Source organism: Hohaiivirga grylli, from assembly GCF_039655745.1.
GTDB classification, from domain to species: Bacteria; Pseudomonadota; Alphaproteobacteria; order Rhizobiales; family Beijerinckiaceae; genus Hohaiivirga; species Hohaiivirga grylli.
Genome location: NZ_JBBYXI010000002.1, coordinates 628,608 through 648,064 on the forward strand (window position 1 = coordinate 628,608; position 19,457 = coordinate 648,064).

Annotated in this window: 20 protein-coding genes, 1 tRNA gene and 1 pseudogene; 7 read left to right on the plus strand and 15 right to left on the minus strand. The window is 46.9% G+C overall.

Annotated features, from left to right (window positions below; genetic code table 11):
- From WJT86_RS07250 to WJT86_RS07275, 6 genes are all read right to left on the minus strand, one after another.
- The gene (locus WJT86_RS07250) at nt 1-798 is read right to left on the minus strand and encodes a TatD family hydrolase (protein WP_346336880.1); all 798 of its coding nucleotides are present in this window, start codon (nt 796-798) and stop codon (nt 1-3) included.
- Between the two features lie 85 nt (nt 799-883).
- Complete coding sequence (metG, locus tag WJT86_RS07255; RefSeq protein ID WP_346336881.1) at nt 884-2,446, minus strand: methionine--tRNA ligase; 1,563 nt, start codon at nt 2,444-2,446, stop codon at nt 884-886.
- A gap of 33 nt (nt 2,447-2,479) precedes the next feature.
- Nucleotides 2,480-3,547 (minus strand): DNA polymerase III subunit delta', encoded by a 1,068-nt coding sequence (locus WJT86_RS07260; protein ID WP_346336882.1) that lies wholly within the window; start codon nt 3,545-3,547, stop codon nt 2,480-2,482.
- Nucleotides 3,544-4,203 (minus strand): dTMP kinase, encoded by a 660-nt coding sequence (tmk, locus tag WJT86_RS07265; protein WP_346336883.1) that lies wholly within the window; start codon nt 4,201-4,203, stop codon nt 3,544-3,546. Before tmk ends, WJT86_RS07260 begins: the two co-directional genes overlap by 4 nt.
- On the minus strand, nt 4,200-5,414 hold the full coding sequence (locus WJT86_RS07270; protein WP_346336884.1) for a D-alanyl-D-alanine carboxypeptidase family protein: 1,215 nt from the start codon (nt 5,412-5,414) through the stop codon (nt 4,200-4,202). Before WJT86_RS07270 ends, tmk begins: the two co-directional genes overlap by 4 nt.
- A gap of 38 nt (nt 5,415-5,452) precedes the next feature.
- Nucleotides 5,453-6,340, minus strand: a complete 888-nt coding sequence (locus WJT86_RS07275) for a septal ring lytic transglycosylase RlpA family protein (protein WP_346337065.1) — start codon at nt 6,338-6,340, stop codon at nt 5,453-5,455.
- 544 nt (nt 6,341-6,884) lie between these two features.
- Between WJT86_RS07275 and WJT86_RS07280 the strand changes: the two genes are divergently transcribed.
- Nucleotides 6,885-7,298 (plus strand): phospholipase D family nuclease, encoded by a 414-nt coding sequence (locus WJT86_RS07280; protein ID WP_346336885.1) that lies wholly within the window; start codon nt 6,885-6,887, stop codon nt 7,296-7,298.
- 30 nt (nt 7,299-7,328) lie between these two features.
- Here WJT86_RS07280 and WJT86_RS07285 read toward each other — a convergent pair whose 3' ends face one another.
- Nucleotides 7,329-7,787: a winged helix-turn-helix transcriptional regulator gene (locus WJT86_RS07285; protein ID WP_346336886.1), complete on the minus strand. Its 459-nt coding sequence runs from the start codon at nt 7,785-7,787 to the stop codon at nt 7,329-7,331.
- Between the two features lie 106 nt (nt 7,788-7,893).
- On the opposite strand from WJT86_RS07285, the gene WJT86_RS07290 reads away from it, so the two are divergent.
- The gene (locus tag WJT86_RS07290) at nt 7,894-9,117 is read left to right on the plus strand and encodes an MFS transporter (RefSeq protein ID WP_346336887.1); all 1,224 of its coding nucleotides are present in this window, start codon (nt 7,894-7,896) and stop codon (nt 9,115-9,117) included.
- Between the two features lie 21 nt (nt 9,118-9,138).
- On the opposite strand, the pseudogene WJT86_RS07295 reads toward WJT86_RS07290, so the two are convergent.
- A pseudogene (locus WJT86_RS07295) lies at nt 9,139-9,297 on the minus strand (aldo/keto reductase); the annotation flags it as partial.
- 3 nt (nt 9,298-9,300) lie between these two features.
- Nucleotides 9,301-9,705 (minus strand): nuclear transport factor 2 family protein, encoded by a 405-nt coding sequence (locus WJT86_RS07300; protein ID WP_407066918.1) that lies wholly within the window; start codon nt 9,703-9,705, stop codon nt 9,301-9,303.
- Nucleotides 9,706-9,806: 101 nt separating this feature from the next.
- Here WJT86_RS07300 and WJT86_RS07305 point away from each other — a divergent pair, with 101 nt between their 5' ends.
- Nucleotides 9,807-10,391, plus strand: a complete 585-nt coding sequence (locus WJT86_RS07305) for a TetR/AcrR family transcriptional regulator (RefSeq protein ID WP_346336888.1) — start codon at nt 9,807-9,809, stop codon at nt 10,389-10,391.
- Nucleotides 10,392-10,514: 123 nt separating this feature from the next.
- On the opposite strand, the gene WJT86_RS07310 is transcribed toward WJT86_RS07305, so the two are convergent.
- Nucleotides 10,515-10,604, minus strand: a tRNA-Ser gene (locus WJT86_RS07310).
- Between the two features lie 156 nt (nt 10,605-10,760).
- Here WJT86_RS07310 and WJT86_RS07315 point away from each other — a divergent pair.
- The 4 genes from WJT86_RS07315 to rimO all read left to right on the plus strand — a co-directional run bounded on the left by WJT86_RS07315 (nt 10,761) and on the right by rimO (nt 13,878).
- Nucleotides 10,761-11,069 (plus strand): hypothetical protein, encoded by a 309-nt coding sequence (locus WJT86_RS07315; protein WP_346336889.1) that lies wholly within the window; start codon nt 10,761-10,763, stop codon nt 11,067-11,069.
- Nucleotides 11,070-11,189: 120 nt separating this feature from the next.
- On the plus strand, nt 11,190-11,438 hold the full coding sequence (locus WJT86_RS07320) for a GlsB/YeaQ/YmgE family stress response membrane protein (protein ID WP_346336890.1): 249 nt from the start codon (nt 11,190-11,192) through the stop codon (nt 11,436-11,438).
- A gap of 145 nt (nt 11,439-11,583) precedes the next feature.
- Entirely contained in the window at nt 11,584-12,279 is a 696-nt protein-coding gene (gene rquA, locus WJT86_RS07325) for a rhodoquinone biosynthesis methyltransferase RquA (protein ID WP_346336891.1), read from the plus strand.
- 279 nt (nt 12,280-12,558) lie between these two features.
- Entirely contained in the window at nt 12,559-13,878 is a 1,320-nt protein-coding gene (gene rimO, locus WJT86_RS07330; RefSeq protein ID WP_346336892.1) for a 30S ribosomal protein S12 methylthiotransferase RimO, read from the plus strand.
- Between the two features lie 9 nt (nt 13,879-13,887).
- Here rimO and pncA read toward each other — a convergent pair whose 3' ends face one another.
- From pncA to WJT86_RS07355, 5 genes are all read right to left on the minus strand, one after another.
- Nucleotides 13,888-14,496, minus strand: coding sequence for a bifunctional nicotinamidase/pyrazinamidase (gene pncA / locus WJT86_RS07335; protein ID WP_346336893.1), 609 nt, complete (start codon nt 14,494-14,496; stop codon nt 13,888-13,890).
- 82 nt (nt 14,497-14,578) lie between these two features.
- Nucleotides 14,579-15,658, minus strand: a complete 1,080-nt coding sequence (locus tag WJT86_RS07340) for a BMP family ABC transporter substrate-binding protein (RefSeq protein ID WP_407066919.1) — start codon at nt 15,656-15,658, stop codon at nt 14,579-14,581.
- A gap of 62 nt (nt 15,659-15,720) precedes the next feature.
- Nucleotides 15,721-16,635 (minus strand): ABC transporter permease, encoded by a 915-nt coding sequence (locus WJT86_RS07345; RefSeq protein WP_346336894.1) that lies wholly within the window; start codon nt 16,633-16,635, stop codon nt 15,721-15,723.
- Entirely contained in the window at nt 16,635-17,705 is a 1,071-nt protein-coding gene (locus tag WJT86_RS07350; protein WP_346336895.1) for an ABC transporter permease, read from the minus strand. Before WJT86_RS07350 ends, WJT86_RS07345 begins: the two co-directional genes overlap by 1 nt.
- Nucleotides 17,702-19,252 (minus strand): ABC transporter ATP-binding protein, encoded by a 1,551-nt coding sequence (locus tag WJT86_RS07355; RefSeq protein WP_346336896.1) that lies wholly within the window; start codon nt 19,250-19,252, stop codon nt 17,702-17,704. The genes WJT86_RS07350 and WJT86_RS07355 overlap by 4 nt, the downstream gene beginning before the upstream one ends.
- Nucleotides 19,253-19,457: the final 205 nt, after the last annotated feature.

Genomic DNA, 19,457 nt, shown 5'->3' on the forward strand with positions numbered 1-19,457 from the left:
TCAGCCTTCCCTGCCATCCATTTTAGCCGCCTTTGTAAAAAGTCGGTAGAAATTGTCAGTCGTCTGGTTACAGAACGCATCAAACTCCATTCCAACCGTTTCTGCAACAACCTTTGCTGTAAAGGCCGTATAGGCTGGCTCATTCGGTTTGCCCCGATGAGGCATTGGGGCCAGATAAGGTGCGTCTGTTTCAACAAGAATACGATCAACTGGTGTTTTAGCTGCAATATCCCTGATTTCCTGCGAATTGCGGAATGTCGCAATACCCGAAAATGAAAGATAAAGACCAAGCTCTACACCAACTCTGGCCAATTCTTCTCCTGAAGAGAAGCAATGAAGAACAGCTTTAAAAGCCCCCTTACCCATTTCCTGTCTCAGGATATCAATCATATCCGTATCGGCCTGACGGGCATGAATAACAAGCGGCAAGCCTGTTTCCCTTGCAGCTGCAATATGGGTTATGAAAACCTGTTTCTGGATATCACGTGGGCTGTTATCGTAGTGATAATCTAATCCTGCCTCACCAATAGCAATGCATCTTGGATGAGCATTCGCAAGCTTTACAAGTGTTTCACTCTTGGTATCAGGCTCATCCGCGGCATTATGTGGATGCGTCCCGACTGAGAAAAAGATCCGATTATCTTTTTCAGCAATCGCTTTATAGGTTTCATATCGGGCAATATAGGTCGAGATTGTAACCATACGCTCAACACCAGCCGCCGTTGCAGCTGCCAGAACGTCATCTAACCTGTTTTGAAGCTCTGGAAAATCCAGATGACAATGACTGTCGACTATCATTAAAGCCTACACAAAATACATTAATATCAAATCATTAGAAGAAGAACCTCTTGCGCCATTTCAGATGAAAGAGGTTTGATCATAATTAGTTTTCAGCCTCTTCAGGCTCAACATAGCGCGGGAAGATTGGCTGAGGTGCAGGTAGCACATCACCACTCTTCAGAGCTTTATTCTCGGACACATCTGCAAACATGCGACTGTTCTGATCAACAGCCAGAATATCGAGAAGCTTGCCTGCGGATGTTGGAATGAATGGAGCTGTCATAATTGCAATACACCGCAGAACTTCAGCTGTGACATACAGAACCGTCTGCATGCGCACTTCATCTGTTTTACGCAATATCCAAGGTTCTTGTGTTGCAAAATAACGATTGGCCTCTGAAACGACAGCCCAGATATCAGCCAGAACCGTATGCAGCGCAAAGTCCTTCATTGATGCACGGGACTTTTCAGGTAAGGCATAAGCAGCCTTCAAGAGAGCCAAATCTGCATCAGTATAAGCGCCCTTCTCTGGTATCTTACCATCACAGTTCTTGGCAATCATTGAAAGCGAACGCTGAGCCAGGTTACCAAGATCATTGGCAAGGTCAGCATTAATGCGATTGACGATTGCCTCATGTGAATAATTACCATCCTGACCGAATGGTACTTCACGCATGAAGAAATAGCGTAACTGGTCAACACCATAGGATTGAACCAGCTCCAATGGATCAATCACGTTACCTACGGATTTAGACATCTTTTCCCCGCGATTAAACAGGAAACCATGCCCAAAGACGCGTTTTGGCAGCTCAATGCCTGCAGACATCAGGAAAGCTGGCCAGTAAATAGTGTGGAAGCGGATAATATCCTTGCCGATAATATGTGCATCAGCCGGCCAGAAATCGCGGCGAGGATTACTTTCATCCGGGAAACCACAACCCGTAATATAGTTGGCCAAAGCATCAACCCAGACATACATGACATGCTTCGGTGCATCTGGCACCGGAATACCCCAATTGAAAGTCGTGCGGCTGATGGAAATATCCTGAAGGCCGGATTTTACAAAGCTGACAATTTCATTGCGACGTGTTTCAGGGCTAACGAATTGTGGCTGCTCTTCATAGAGCCTCAATAGCTTATCCTGATAGGCAGACAGCTTAAAGAAATAACTCTCTTCGACAACCCACTCAACGGGAGCACCTGACGTGATAGAGCGCTTGGTACCATCTGGATCCGTGACAATCTCGTCATCTGAGAAATAGCCTTCATCACGAACGGAATACCAACCTTCATATTTCCCAAGGTAGATATCGCCATTGGCTTCCATACGGCGCCACAGCTCCTGACAGGCCTCATAATGATCTTTGTCAGAGGTGCGGATAAAACGGTCAAAGCTGCAGTTCAGCTGTTCTGCAACATTCTTGAACTGCGGAGAAACCTCATCAACCAGTTCTTTTGGTGTCATGCCGCGTTTCATGGCCGTCTGCTGAATTTTCAGCCCGTGCTCATCCGTCCCCGTCTGAAAATAGACATCAAATCCATCAAGACGTTTGAAACGTGCAATTGCATCAGTGGCCACAACCTCATATGCGTGCCCAATATGCGGGGCACCATTTGGATATGAGATGGCCGTTGTGATGTAGAACTTGTTTTTACTGTCGGCCATAATACACCAATCTTCTCTTCCTAGTATCCGTCATTATTGATGCGCGCGCAGAACCTGCGACAGCTCATCAAAAAGCCATAACACCAATGGTCTGCGGTCAAGATTATAAACATCTGTTTCGCGAACCATTTTATGCAACTTCTCACATACCTCAACAAGCTGTGCAAGGCTGGAAATATTCCCTGAGCTCTCGGAATGCAGCTTAGCTGATATCCAGTGATCAACACATTCCATTGCCAGATCAAAATCATTGACTGCATCTTTATGAGCAAGGCTCTCCGCAAGCATTGTCACCCGCTTATCATCAACATGGGGTAGCTCATGCAGGACAGACTGAACGTGCTTGATCAGGGCTGCCTTCTTTTCGTCAAGCATTTCCAGGGTCTTGCGAACCGAACCCTCACTATAGGCAATTGCCTGATCCATTAAAGTCGAGGGAGCAGATGCAAAAGGCTCACCAATTCCACTGATAACCTGTTTAATCTGTCCAGCAGATAACGGCGACAACGTCAGCTTGCGACAGCGCGAACGAATTGTTGGCAGAAGGCGTTGAGGTGAATGGCTCACAATCAGGAATATCGACAGAGGCGGTGGTTCTTCAATAAGTTTCAGCAAGGCATTGGCACTGCTGTTATTCAAATCATCCGCGCTGTCGACAATACAGACCCTGTAGCCGCCATCTGCTGATGTTGTCTCAAACAGGCTCATTGCCTTGCGGGCGGCATCAACCGAAATGATGGACGGAATTGTTTTTCGTTCAGCTGAGTAAGAACGCCTTAAAACCGTAAGATTTGGTTGAGAGAAGGCTTCTATCTGCCTGGAAACAATATGAGTGGGCGGTACATAAAGCCCCTGACCTGTCTGTGGCGGGGTTGCGCCATAGGCAAGCAGATAGCGTGCAACCCGATAAGCTAGCGTTGCCTTCCCTATGCCCTGCATGCCACCAATCAGCCAGGCATGGTGCAGTCGTCCAACCTGAAAACTCTCAATAAAAGCTGCCTCACCACTCTCATGCCCAATAAAATCATACTGGTTTCTGGGATGCGGAGCTCCCGGAAACTGATCTGGCTCAAGAATGGGATCATCTGCTTTAGCCATCATGCATCTCCACTAAGCGTAAAGTGCTTTGTGACGGTAGCCCAGATATCTTCAGCAATAGCCTCTCGGCTACGTTCGGCATTGATAACCCGGCATCTTTCAGGGTTGGCCTTCGCAATATCCAGAAATGCCTGCCTCAATTTTCGATGGAATTCAAAGCCCTCACCTTCAAAACGGTCAACGGCTCCGCCAAGCTGCTCACGACGGACATTTGCACGTTCCAATCCAGCTTCCGGAGAAATATCCATAATCAGCGTCAGGCTTGGTTTGTTTTGACCAACAGCAACGCGTTCAAGGCTATTAATCGCCTCAACGTCAATATCACCCAGTACGCCCTGATAGGCACGGGTTGAATCGGCAAAACGATCGCACAGTACAAAGGCGCCTCTTTCAAGGGCTGGTACAATGGTTTCCCGCAGGTGATCTATTCGGGCAGCCGAGAACAGGACTGCTTCAGCCAGAGGCCCATAAGGCTTTCCACGGCCAGAAAGAATAAACTCCCGGATCTCTTCACCTCTGGGGGAGCCGCCAGGCTCTCGTGTGACCACAACTTCATAACCAAGAGCCGTAATGCGCTCCTGCAAGAGACGGACTTGCGTGGACTTTCCTCCGCCCTCACCGCCTTCAAATGTTATGAACCGTAATGGATGAATGGTCACTGCTTCTTCTTTATGCTTGCTACGATCTTCTGCCAAAGACCACGGAACGTACGCCCTGACAACTCTTCTATTGCACTGGTTGCCTTAGCATAAAGAGAACCTTCTGCAATATCGGTAGCTGTATAAACAGGAAACGAGACTGTCAAAACACCATTTTTCATGACGTTAAGATAACCGACTGCCTCATTTTTCTGAATCGGCGCCACCAGTGGACCTTTATAGTCTATGCGCATTGAAATGCGCTCTGCACTGCCCTGTTGCCACAAGATATTAACCGCTTTATCAGCAACAAGGGCAACTTGCCTTTCTTTTCCGCCATAGACTTTAATAAAGGCTATAGGTTCCTGCTCAGGAAAAAGGGATCGTTCTGTAAAATGCTCGAAGCCCCATTGTAGAATTTTTTGAGCTTCAGTCGCAGCTTTATGGCTATCATCCATTTTGGCGACAACAACGATAAGCTGTTTATCCGTCTGACCTGCGGTTCCGACCAGGGAAATACCATCAGTCGTTTTTCTGGCTGATTTTAGCCCATTTGCTGTCGGCTCCAGTAGCAACAACGGGTTTTTGTTAAGTTGCTCTATCTTACTCCACGTAAAGGACTTTTCCTTATAGAGCCGATAATATTCCGGATAACTTCGCATCAAATGGAAGGCTAAAACGGCAATGTCACGCGCAGTCGTATACTGGGGTTCATCTCCACTGCCCGTCGAATTAATGTAAAAGGTCTCTCTCAGGCCAAGAAGTTTGGCCTGGTTATTCATCAAAGCAACAAATGCCTCTTCCTTACCTGATGTCAGGCCTTCTGCCAGAGCAATTGCTCCATCATCTGTTGAGAGCACAGTGATACCGCGCAGCAGGTCTTCAACCCGAATACGGCTGTTCACAAGCGCAAACATTGAACCGCCTCGTCCATGCTGCCATGCGTGCTCGGATATGGGGTATTCTGTATCCAGTGTAATCTTTCCCTGTTTTAAAACTGAAAAAATAACATTGGCTGTCATCAGCTTATTCATATCCCCGGACAGAAATGGCTGCTGGGCATCTTTAGACGCAAGGATGTCTCCATTACTTGCATCCATCAGAATAAAGACAGGCGCTGTTGTATTGGGAGTTGAGGCATCCTTGACAGAAGGTACCGCCATAGAAGGAATAGTACATAATGTGCATAGCAGCATCAGGAAAAAGAAAAGCCCACGTTTTTTGTAAAACATGGGCCCCATAAAGCTGAAAAATATTTTTTTCACTTTGGTCACTTTTTCAAAGGTTTAAATCCTTCAGATGACATCGATGCAAATGGGCCATCTTCCAGACTATCGTCTGTTTTCTGTGGCTCGGAGTAATACAGTTCAGCCATCTGTGCATTCTGCTGCATATGACCACCAAGCGCATATGGCCTTTGAGGTGGAAGCGGAACGTCTCCCATAATTATAGGGGCCGTATTATTAAAAGCCAGTTGTGACTCTCGTTGAAAATTCTGCTGTGGCTGGCTCATTACCGGATTGACATATTGAGGCTCTGCATTTGCAAGCATAGTTGGCTGTGCCTGACGAAGCTGAGCTGGCATACCATCCTGGCGAAGGGTTGCCATCAATGTCTTGTCATCACTGCCATTGAGCGAAGCCTTGCCGACATAATCAACTTTAACTTTAGCTGTACCGTTATTCTTAAAGCCCAGAGCATCTGCAACTGTCTTCGAGACGTCCATCACACGGTTGGCATGAAATGGCCCGCGATCATTCACACGAACAATCATTGAGCGGTTGTTCTCAAGATTTGTAACCCGGGCATAGCTTGGAAGCGGCATCGTTGGGTGGGCCGCTGCAATAGCGTATTTATCAAAGACTTCACCATTAGCCGTCAAACGGCCGTGGAAGTCAGATCCATACCAAGAGGCAATACCAACTGCGGAATAATTAGGATTCTCGTTCGGATAATAAGTACGTCCGGCAACCACGTATGGTTTACCAACCTGATAACGCCCGCCACCTTTCGGTACAGGCTGTCCATCAGCAACAACTCTGGGAGATGCCTTGACGCCGTACTTATTCATCTTACCTGAAGAGCAATTGGCAACTGTTAGTGCAATAGCAATAACACCAATGGCTTTAACGACTGGATGGCTGATAACCTTAGACATCTTGGAAGCCTGTCTAAAAGTATTGCGATCTTTGGTCATAAACTCCACCATCTTGCCCTTGTATACATCTCTTTTGCCGCGAAGCGACTTTAATCTGAATGCTCCACCATACCCCAAAAGCAAATGTCACATGTGTTAACTCTTGTCATATGGTTAAAAAACAACCAACAAACCAAGGCTATGCGCAAGACTTACCTATTGTCGAGGATACATAAGTTGCACTCTCAGCGCAGACAAAAGTTTATTTCTATTTATGACATGCTTGCCTGTCTGATTTGACAGTTGTTCCAACCCGTATATTGGGCAAAGTGTCCACATCAACTGCTGATAGTTGACTTTACGATTAGCTTCCACTCTCGCGTGGCCTTTGGGTCACGCTTTTTTTATAAATTCAGGCTATGTCTTTCACACTATGAAAAGAATGCCTGTATCAAAACTCATACTTATTTTTATAATTTCCCTGCTAAGCACAACAGCTCTCGCGCAGGATATTACGGCCGCCTTCTCACCCAGTAAGGATTCTCAAAAGCTTATTTTGAGTGAAATGAGCTCTGCTAAAAAGACGATTGAAGTCGCAGCCTATATTTTCACGTCAGCACCTGTTTCAAAAGCCTTACTTGCTGCCCATAAACGCGGCGTACGTGTCAGGGTCGTTGCAGACAAAAAGGGAAATAATAACAAACTTTCCCGCTCCGCATTAAATGCCCTTGTCCTTGGCGGAATAGAAGTTCGTTTGAACAGCGCGTATGCTATCCACCATGATAAGTTTATGATTATTGATAGCAAAACCGTGCAGACTGGCTCACTGAACTACACTTCATCAGCTATGAGCCGTAACAGCGAGAATGTTCTGGTTATAAGAAACCAGCCAAAACTGGCACAGCAATATTATCAGCATTGGCTATCACGCTTCAAAGAAGCTGAACCGTATTCCGTAAATTTCAGTCAGGCCGAGTGATATTTTCAAAAGCTTTCTAAGCGTTATTTTCTATACACTCTCGTTACCACATTTCTTCACATGGGTATTATTCCAGTCGAGAGGCTGCCTATCGGAACCATTCAAACTCAGCCGTGGAACAGGCATGCCCGTTTTGGTTTCAACCAAAGATGATTTGGGCTCGCCAGAACTATAAAAGTGATCTTCTCCCCATTGGCGCAATGCAACAATAACAAGGAAAAGCCCCTGGCCCTTTTCAGTTAGAACATATTCTTTATAAGCAGAACCGTCAGATGCTGGAGCCGTCTCCATAATTTCGCGCTCAACCAGATTACGCAGTCGCGTTGACAGGACACCTTTAGCAATACCAAGTCCGCTTTGAAAATCACTAAAACGACGCCCGCCATCAAATGCGTCACGAATAATCAGAAGTGACCACCAGTCACCTATCACATCAAGCGCACGCGCAACTGGACAACCCGCATTCCAAAGACTGACCCGTTTGACCATAGCAATAAACCTTTACCTATTATTCTGGTCTTAAAATAGAACTAGATTTTTAAAGGGGCAATAGTTCTTACTAAGAAGACAGATCCATCATACCAACAGAAGTCAGATGAAACGCCAGACAGAACCAACGGCACAGCCCCACTCTCGAAATCAACTCACATTATTCATGACCTGCATATTTGCGATAACGGCTGGTCTCAACGTTGCAAATGTCTATTACGCGCAACCTTTGCTCGAAACTATGGCGGTGGATTTTAATATTCCCCTTAACGACGCCGGTCTCATCGTAACTCTAACTCAGGTTGGCTATGGATTAGGCCTTGTTTTACTCGTACCACTTGGCGAGCTGATTGATCGCCGACGCCTTATTCTTGGCCAGAATACCTTACTGATTATAGCTTTGTTTGCCGTTGCAGCTGCTCCGACAAAAACACTGTTATTCATCTGTTTGGCTGCCATGGGATTACTGTCTGTTACAGTCCAGATTCTTGTTGCTTTTGCCGCGACTCTGGCGCTACCGGCGCAACGCGGCAAGGCAGTTGGTATGGTTACAAGTGGAGTTGTTATTGGTATTCTGGCGGCCCGTATCGTTTCCGGAATACTTGCAGATATTGGAGGCTGGCGAGCAGTTTATGCCACTTCGGCAATTCTAACAGCTGTAATGGTTGGCATACTGCTGCGGATTCTACCGCATGACCAGATATCTGAACGACCTGAGAGCTATATAAAAACGCTGATATCCATCCCGGTTTTATTTCTACGAAACCAGATATTACTGGTTCACGGTATGCTTGCATTATTCGCCTTCGCAGCATTCAGTACATTCTGGACAGCACTGGCCCTGCCCTTAAGTTCTGATCCATTTGGATATAGCCATACTCAGATTGGATTATTTGGCCTTATTGGTATGGCTGGAGCACTTGCAGCAACAGGTGCCGGCCAACTGGCAGATCGCGGCTTAGGGCAGCAAACAATCAGTATTTCTCTCACCTTGCTACTGCTGTCATGGAGTATGATCTATGCGTTACCGTATGCCTTTCCCGTCTTCCTGATTGGCATTATCGTTCTTGATCTTGCTGTTCAGGCTGTCCACGTTACCAATCAGAGCATTATTTTCCGTCTGTTTCCGGAAGCTCGTAATCGCCTTGTTAGTGGTTACATGCTGTTCTACTCAGTCGGCAGCGCGCTCGGCGGTATCACTTCAACAATAACTTACAGCTACGCTGGCTGGGGCAGCGTAGCTGTGCTTGGCGCGATATTTAGCGCAGCAGCCTTAAGTGTCTGGAAGATAAGCCTTGCACATAAATCTAATGCCAGAGAAATTCATTAGAATTAAAGCATTTTCAATGAACTAAAAGAATGTTTCATCTACATCAATTTTAGATAAAGCATCATTGATTCCAGCTAATTCTTCCGCTGTTAATTGAATGTCAGTTGTTCTCAAATTCTCTACTAATCTATGCAACTTCGTCGTGCCGGGAATGGGTATGATATACGGCTTTTGCGCCAATTCCTAAGCGAGAACGGCCTGTGCTACGGCGAAACTATCTTCAAAAAGTCGGAATCGTTTGATCAGCCCGTCCTCAACGATAAAGTCGAAGACAAATTCCGTTTCAATAAGCTTACCGGTCTTATTTACACGTGACGCCAATTCGCCAATTGCAACAACCCTGCTTCCAAGAGCTAGGATATCTTTCAGTTCAAATTGCTCCGAGGTAATCTCAGTACGAAGTTGGGCGTAAAACTCTGCCACAGCTGACTTGCCGATCTTGCGGCCGATCCATGGCACGACAGATATGTCACCGGCAACAAACCAGTCAACATCCTCGCTAACCAGCTCCGCAATCTCATCAACTGAGGTTGCGGAACCAATACGGTGGAAAAATTCTTCGATCGTTTTACGGGGAGAAAGTTGCATTGTGCCGTGCCTTTATGTAGTCAGAATTAAATAATTTGCTATTACACAGCATAGTGCCGGTCAATCTATATCTGTAGTCAAAATTAAAGAAATGTGGAATAATGTCACGCGGACGTCCAAGAAGCTTTGATCGTGATATTGCCTTGCACGCCATAATGGAGGTGTTCTGGGCACGCGGTTATGAAGGCGCACAACTCGTTGATCTAACAAAAGCTATCGGCATTGCACCTCCCAGTTTTTACGCCGCTTTTGGATCGAAAGAGGCGGCATTTATCGAGGTCGTGAAACTCTATATTGAGACGGTAGGGGCTGTCCCTATGAACGCCCTGAACAATTCCACGACTCTGCGGGAGGGCGTGCAGGCAATGTTGCTGGCAAGCATCGATGTTGCTTTGTCGCAGACCCCCGGAGGATGCCTACTGATATTGGGTGTCGTCAACTGCCTGCCCGAAAATGAAGCAGCTCGCAACTGCTTGAAAGAAGCCAGACAGGTAACACGAGATTTGATAGTAAAACGCTTAAGACGCGCGAATGCAGAGAACGAACTACCAAAGAAAGCCAATATTTCCCAGATTGCGGCATTCATTCATGGGGTCATGCAGATGATTTCATTCCAAGCGCGAGATGGTGCGAGCCGAACAGAGATTGAAGCTTTGATCAATCCGGTACTCAAGGCATTGGATTGAGCGACATATTGGCTACAACGTTTTCAAATATTGGTAATAAGGATGCCACAAGCTCATAATCGCGAACACAGCGCGCGACACAATACCAATGCTATTATTCTATGATTTGGTCAAATTCTGCAATGGCGGAGAGGGTGGGATTCGAACCCACGGTAGGCTCTCACCTACGGCGGTTTTCAAGACCGCTGCCTTCAACCACTCGGCCACCTCTCCGTCTGCTCTAAAGCAGCGCACAATGAATGTGCTGTGCTTCTGTAGTCATAACCGAGCTTTTAGGCAAGTCCCTAATCGGAAGATATAACATTTTTCAAAACGGTCTTTTTAGTTTAATTGGCCTGACAGCCCTAAAATCCCTTTAGAAGGTGGATGATGTTTATTCTGATTGATCCTGCGGACAAGCAACTGAGATTCATGCCCTCCATGGAAAACGAAGAGATTTTGGGTTTCCTTCAAGATGAAGATATTGAAACCAGACCACTTGGCAAGATGCTCGCAGTAACAGGAAAAAATGCACAGAAAGCTTTACATAATACGAGAGTGTCTCTGAAAGCAGGTTCCGGCGTTGAGACATTTCACGGACCAATGCTGTTACTTCCACAGGAAGGCTACTTCTGGGATGAAGAGATCGTACAGAGCCTGATTGACGATCTGGGACACAACATCAGCTTTTCATCATAATGAGAGCAGAAAACCTTTAAGTACTTTACATTCCCCATTATTTTTAAACATCCGTATAATTGAAAGCCACCTTTCCTCCTCTAGGTGTTCTAATCAGTAGTAACCGAAAGGATAAAAGTTATGACTGTTGAAAGCCTGATTGTTTTTCTTCTTATTGGTGCAGTAGCCGGCTGGCTCGCCGGTGTTATCGTTAAAGGCTATGGTTTCGGTCTGGTCGGGAATATCGTTGTTGGTATTGTCGGCGCATTTATTGCAGGATGGTTATTACCAACTATTGGTTTTGCCTTCGGTTCTGGAGTTTTAGGCGCAATTATCAATGCAACCCTTGGCGCTGTTATTCTGCTTGTTCTGTTGAAACTGATACGCTAGCATTTAAAAAATTATCCTATGCGACAATGTTCGGTATCTCCTAGAATCATAAGAGCAGATACAATGAATAAATAGACACTTTAAATGCCCAGTCGGGTTCTTTTCAGGCTTCCTTTGTGAGGCCATAACTTTTGGTTTGAAGCTTATGAAGCCTGAAAGACTGTTATCTTCTTATTATAGTGGCGTGCCTGATTACATGGTTGATGTCTATGACTGGGCCTATGTAAATCCAAAATGGGTTGCCAAACTCGATAATAATCTCGTCGTCTGGATTTTGCTGTTTGGTAACGCCAGTCGCCTGATCAAAGCCTATCTCAATGAGATTGATTCTGGCTCGCGTGTCTGGCAGGTCGCCCATGTTTACGGAGATCAATTACAGCAGTTAGCCCAAAAGATAGGCCCGACCGGTCAACTTGAGCTGACAGATATTACACCCATTCAAATTGAGCACGCACATCAGAAACTGGATGCATACCCGTGGGTAAATATCCAGTGCTGTGATTCAGCGTATTTTAAGAGTTCTGAAAAATTTGATGTCGTTGGTAGCTTCTTCCTGCTTCACGAAGTGCCAGATGAAAAGAAACGACAGATTATCGACAATATGCTTGAACATGTTGCGGAAGGCGGAAAAGCGGTCTTTATCGATTATCATCGCCCTGCCCGCTGGCAGCCAATCCGGCAGATATTAAAGCTCGTGAATATTGTTCTGGAACCCTTTGCCTTTTCAATCTGGGATCATGAAATCAAGGATTTCACTGGAAAGGCTGACAAGTTTGTCTGGAGCAAGAAAACGTTCTTTGGCGGTGTCTATCAATACACTGTTGCAAAACGTATTGCCTAACAGCCCAACACAAAACTCAATAATTCTGGCTAAGCGGCCGTAATAATGCTATGGAACGCGGGAAATACGGGTTCAGAAACAGCTTAAATTAATTGATTTACTGTTCAAAGCATTGCGCAGCCTGCTATTATTTCGCTGAAACTCAGTCACAATTTATGATATGTGGCTTGGCACCAGTTGCCTCATGAGAGGATATTGGCTGTTTTAGCAACAACAGCTTGAATTGATTTGTAATTTACAAAGACGTTCATGAATAATTTCTTGATCAAGGTTCTATAAATGTCCACTGCGGCAGCGCCTAAAATTTCGTTTGTATCTCTTGGATGCCCCAAGGCCCTCGTTGACTCCGAGCGTATTATTACGCGCCTGCGTGCTGAAGGATACGAGCTGACAAAGCAGCATCAGGGGGCAGACCTTGTTATCGTCAATACCTGCGGCTTTCTAGATAGCGCCAAGCAGGAATCACTTGAGCATATTGGTGAAGCTCTCTCTGAAAACGGCAAGGTTATTGTTACAGGGTGCATGGGCGCCCAGCCGGATGAAATTACCAGCCGCTATTCCAACCTTCTGGCGATTACAGGCCCTCAGGCTTACGAGAGCGTTCTGGATGCCGTTCATAAGGCTGCACCTCCAGCACACGACCCATTCGTTGACCTTGTACCGCCACAGGGTATCAAGCTGACACCACGGCATTATGCCTATCTCAAGATATCAGAGGGCTGCTCAAACCGCTGCTCATTCTGCATTATTCCGCAACTGCGTGGAGATCTGGTCAGCCGGCCCATCAATGAAGTCCTGCGTGAAGCTGAAAAACTGGCGAAAGCTGGCGTTAAAGAACTTCTGGTTATTTCTCAGGATACAAGCGCTTACGGCCTAGATATCAAATACCAGCCACAGCTTTGGCAGGATCGTGAAATTCGCACGCGCTTCTTTGAATTAGCAAAAGAGCTCGGAGACATGGGTATCTGGGTACGTATGCACTACGTTTACCCCTACCCGCATGTTGACGAAATCATCCCGTTAATGGCTGAAGGCAAAATACTTCCGTATCTGGATATTCCTTTCCAGCATGCCTCACCAAATGTTCTCAAGGCCATGAAACGCCCGGGCAATCAGGAAAAGACACTGGAGCGCATCAAGAAATGGCGTAGTATTTGTCCAGACCTTGCAATCCGCTCCACCTTTATCGTTGGCTTCCCCGGCGAAACCGATGAAGACTTTGATATGCTGCTGGACTGGATTGAAGATGCTCAGATTGAACGTGCTGGCTGCTTTAAATTTGAACCAGTGAAAGGCGCTGTTGCGAATGATCTGCCAGGCCTTGTTCCTGAAGAAGTCAAGGAAGAGCGCTGGCATCAGTTTATGCAGACCCAGCAGGAGGTATCTGCCGATCTTCTGGCGCGCAAGGTTGGCAAGACCTTACCCATCATCATTGATGAAATGGGATCAACAATTGCCAAAGGACGCTCACAATATGATGCTCCCGAGATTGATGGTGTTGTTTATGTGAGAACACCTAAAGCCCTCTCAGCAGGCGATATCGTGAATGTCGAGATTGAAAAATCTGACGAATATGATCTTCACGGCAGGCTCGTCTGAGCCTGCCGATTACATGATAACAATGCCCATTTCATCCCACTGATGTCGGGCATGTTCCAGCGAGCCATTTGTATCAATGGCACGACAGGCCTCTTCGATGATGAAGGTATCAAAGCCTGCCGTTATGGCATCAATGGCCGTCCAGGATACGCAGAAATCAAGTGCAAGACCGGCACAATAAACATTACGGATACCGCGCTCCTGAAGATAACTTGCCAGACCTGTTCTGGTTGCCCTGTCAGCTTCAAGGAAAGCAGAATAGCTATCAATTGTCGGATGGTGCCCCTTCCGGATCACAAGCTCTGCCTTTGGAATGTTCAGCCCAGAAGCGAATTCAGCCCCTCGTTCGCCTTGGATACAATGATCCGGCCATAATATCTGCGGGCCATAATCAAGCTCGATCATCTCGTAAGGCTGTTTGTCTTCGTGTGATGAAGCAAAGGAGATATGAGCTTCCGGGTGCCAATCCTGTGTCAGGATAACATTCTGAAAACGCTCTGCAAGAAGATTGATGGGTTCAATAACCTGATCACCTTCTGGAACAGCTAAAGCTCCTCCCGGAAGGAAGTCGTTCTGAATATCGACGACAAGCAAGACACTATCACTTCCATATCGCATACGATCTTCCTCTCAAAAAGAAAAGCGGCCGGTCAATGACCAGCCGCTCTAGTATATAGAGGCTCAAGCCTGTTTTAAAAGCTTATTGAGGAAGTTTGTCCTCAATACCCTTGACGTAGAAGTTCATGCCAAGGATCTGTTCATCAGACAGAGTGCCTTCACCCTTACATTCAACTTCCTTGCCGGACTGATCAAGAACCGGGCACTTGAATGGCTTCAGCTTATGGGAAGCAATAGCGGCTTCTGTTTCTTCAGCCATCTTCTTCACATCATCAGGCATGTTCTTGTAAGGAGACATGACAATCATCTTCTTATCCAGACCATCCCATGTGTCTGTAGAAGTCCATTTGCCATCAAGTACAAGCTTTGTACGCTCAATGTAATATTCACTCCAGTCATTGACCAAAGCTGTCAGCTGAGCCTTTGGTGCAAACTGCTCCATATCTGAAGCCTGACCGAAACCAAACTTGCCACGGGCTTCTGCTGTCTGAAGCGGAGCCGGGCTATCTGTGTGCTGGGTAATGACATCAACGTTCTGGTCAAACAGTGCTTTGGCAGCATCAGCTTCCTTGGCTGGATCATACCATGTGTTGGCCCAGACAACTTTCAGCTTGATATCAGGACGTACGGACTGCGCACCAAGCATATAGGCATTGATACCAGCAACGCATTCCGGAATTGGGAATGCAGCGAGGTAGCCGATGATACCGGTTTTGGACATCTTGGCAGCAATCTGGCCCTGAATGTAACGGCCTTCATAGAAACGGGCAGCATATGTTGCAACATTCGCAGCACGCTTATAACCGGTTGCATGTTCGAACTTCACATTCGGATACTTCTTGGCAACCTTCAGTGTTGCTTCCATAAAGCCGAAAGAGTTTGTGAAAATCAGCTTATGACCAGTACGGGCAAGCTGTTCAATCGGGCGCTCTGCATCAGCTTCTGAAACACCTTCAACATAAGTTGTTTCGACTTTATCGCCGAGAGCTTTTTCCAGAGCCTTACGGCCTTCATTATGCTGGTAGCTGTAACCATAGTCACCGATTGGACCAATATAGATAAATCCAACCTTCAACTTTTCTTCAGCGGAAACACCTGAGCTGGCTGCAAGAGCCATAGCACAAGCACCTGCCAGAGTTGCGAGAGCCCGACGCGTAATCATTTACATTTCCCTTTCCAGAAGGATTGCCACACACATAAACAACATGAGGGGAATAACGCCCCTCATCGATCAGTAATATACGGATTACCAAGCGAGCCCGGGCCGCCGGCATTACGCCCATGCACCCAAGCCAGAATGACCAGCACAACAATTGTTACAACATAAGGAACACTGCTCAACAGCTGAGACGGAATACCAAGCTGAGCCGCCTGCGCATGAAGCTGCAATACGCTGGCAGCACCAAAGATATACGCACCAACAACCAGCCATACAGGACGCCAAGCCGCGAAGACGACGAGCAGAACGGCAATCCAGCCCTTGCTTGCCGTAATATTGGCGGCCCAGAAGCCTGTGTAGACAAGAGACAGATATACCCCTGCAAGACCAGAGCACGCCCCACCAAAAAGAATGGCACCTAAACGAATACGGCGGACGGGCAAGCCCAGAGCCTGAGCGGAAACATGGTTCTCACCAACGGAGCGCAGCATAAGCCCTAAACGCGTTCTAGACAGAAACCATGCAACCAGAACAGTCAGAATAATGGACACATAAACAAAGATATCATGTGAAAACAGAGCTTTGCCGATAAATGGAATGTCACTGAGAAACGGTATCTCTGTTGGTGCAATCTGAATGCGGCGTAATCCAACAAAACGATTACCAATCATCCCGGCAACACCAAGGCCAAAGATTGTCAGAGCCAGACCACAGCCAACCTGATTGGCTGCGAACCCCAGAACAGCAAGAGCAAAGACAGCAGCAGTCAGCATACCGGCCAACATACCAACCAATACGCCAATGGCATTTGAATCAAAAGTGATTGCTGCAGCAAAGCCACAAGCGGCACCCATTGCCATCATGCCTTCAACACCAAGGTTAAGGACACCTGCTCTCTCAGTTACAAGCTCACCAAGGGCAGCAAGGAGAAAAGGCGTTGAAGCCGTAACAATCGTAAAGAGAACGAGCTCATAAGACATTAGCCACGTCTCCCTCTAACAATACGAAATTTATAACTGACAAGCGCATCTGCTGATAGCACGATCAAAAGCAATAAACCCTGGAAGGCTGTTGTCAGATCAAGCGGCAGTTTCAGCATGATCTGGGCATTTTCACCACCAATCATAACCATAGCCAGAACAAGAGCAGACAGTACAATGCCAACTGGATGTAAACGGCCAAGAAATGCAACCGTTACAGCGGAGAAGCCGTAGCCAGGCGAGATTGTTGGCTGTAGCTGGCCAATCTGGCCTGCAACCTCACTCGCTCCTGCTAGACCGGCAAGTGCTCCTGAAATGCAGAAAACAATAATTGTTGTTGTCTTGCTGCTGAAACCGGCAAAGCTTGCAGCCTTTGGCGCATCACCAGTAATACGCAGACGATAGCCAAAGATGCTTCGGCTGACGATAACCATCGTGATCAGCACAACGATGATTGCTAAAATCAACCCGAAATGAACACGGTCACTACCAAAAACTTTTGGCAGTAAGGCAGCATCCTCAAAGGTTACGGATTGGGGAAAATTCATTCCCTTCGGGTCTTTCAAAGGACCGCGAACCATATAATCGAGGAAAAGCTGCGCAATATTGACCAGCATCAGGCTTGTCAGAATTTCATTGGCACCAAAGCGAACCTTCAAAATAGCAGGAATAAACCCATAAACAGCACCAGCGACAGCACCGACCAGGAGAACGTAAGGCCAGACAAGGCTCCATTCTCCACCATGGGTTGCAATTGCAATCCAGCCACCAAACAGACCACCAATGACAAACTGGCCTTCCGCACCAATATTCCAGAGGTTTGACCGAAAGCAGTAAGACAAACCAATCGCAATCAGTATAAGCGGCGTTGCCTTAACCAGAAGCTCCTGCAAAGCCCAGCTGTCTGACAGAGACCCAACAATATAGACATCAAAGGCCTGTAATGGAGATTTTCCGTAAAATGCAATGACAATAGCCGCAATTGCAAATGCCAGAACAAGCGCAGCAATCGGCGCAGCCAAACGCATTAATGGTGTGATATTGGCGCGGGGAGAAAGCTCAAGCCTCATGAGTGCTTTCCCTCTTGTCCAATACCCATCATTTCAAGGCCAATCGCTTCACGAGACCAGCTCTCCGTCGCATTTGCCGTACTCAGTTTACCATCATGAATGACGGCAATTCTGTCTGAAATTTCAAACAACTCGTCGAGGTCCTGACTTATAACCAGAATAGCACTTCCATAGGCTGCCAGATTAATCAAAGCCTGACGGATCATGTGTGCCGCACCAGCATCAACACCCCATGTGGGCTGATCAACGATCAAAAGGCGTGGCTTGGAAATAATCTCACGGCCAATCACAAATTTTTGCAAATTACCGCCCGACAACATACGGGCTTCCGGATCGGGATTAGGAACCCGAACATCAAAGCGGCGGATAATTTCCCCAGCCAGCTTGCGCGCTGCTTCCTTGGAAACCATGCCTTTGCTGACAACATTGGAATCCAAACGATGTGAAATCAGCGTATTTTCGCTCAGCGTATAATGAGGGGCTGCAGCATGACCTAACCGCTCCTCAGGAACAAAAGCTGCCCCCAAGGTACGTCGTGTCGTAATTCCGTCCAGGCTGCAGTCACGCTCTTCAATAGAAACCATGCCACGTCGCGATAGTCTCTCACCAGAGAGAGCTGCAAACAATTCGCTTTGGCCGTTGCCGGCAACACCCGCGATACCAACAATTTCACCGCAGTGCACTTCAAGATCAATATCCTGCAGGGCAATTTCATGAATTGTTTCCGACTTCAAGGCCAGCTTGTTCAGCTTCAGCATCGATTCTTTTGGCGCATGCTCACGTGGAGAGATATTACCAACCTCAATACCCACCATCATAGCCGCAATATCTCTGGCGGAATTTCGACGTGGATCAAGCGTTGCAATCACCTTCCCGGCCCGCAGAATGGTTGCGGAGCTGCAAATCCGGCGAACTTCTTCAAGACGATGTGAAATATAGAGGATGGCACAGCCTTTGGCAGCCAGCTGCTCCAGAGTCTCAAATAGTTTGTCGGCCTCCTGAGGCGTCAAAACTGATGTTGGCTCATCAAGGATCAGTATCTTTGGATTTTGCAGAAGGCAGCGGACAATTTCAATACGCTGCCTCTCACCGGCAGAAAGTGTCCAGACTTTACGATCCGGCTCCAGCGAGAGACCATAATCAGCACTGATCTTGCCAATTTCGGTACGCACAGACTGGAGCGTCCAGTCTTTACCAAGGGCAACCGTGATGTTCTCTGCAACTGTCAGATTATCAAACAGGGAAAAGTGCTGGAACACCATACCAATACCAAGGGCACGGGCTTGAACAGGAGAGCCCATAGCAATCGGCTTCCCTTCCCAGAGAATGTCGCCGGCACTCGGCTCTACAGCACCATAAAGAATTTTAACGAGCGTTGATTTCCCTGCGCCGTTTTCTCCAAGGAGGGCGTGGATTTCTCCGCGGTTAATACGCAGATCAATATCGTTATTGGCCAGAAGGTCTCCGTAGCGCTTGCAGATTCCCCGCAACTCTACCAATGGTAAAGAGGTTACAGCTCCAAAACTGTCGCTGACTTGCGCGCTCACTCAGTCCTCGTAAAGATTTAGCCGATCTGTCATCTGGCCTAGGTGATATAAGGTTAAGCATGCCCCGTCGGCAATCGTTGATGAATTATTAACTGTGAGTCGTTTCAAAAAAATCTGTCCGCAAAGATGACGCCTCGTTCTTCAATTGCTTGCCATTCGATGTTAAGAATAAAAAACGACCTATCTAAATATGTATCAAAAGTAG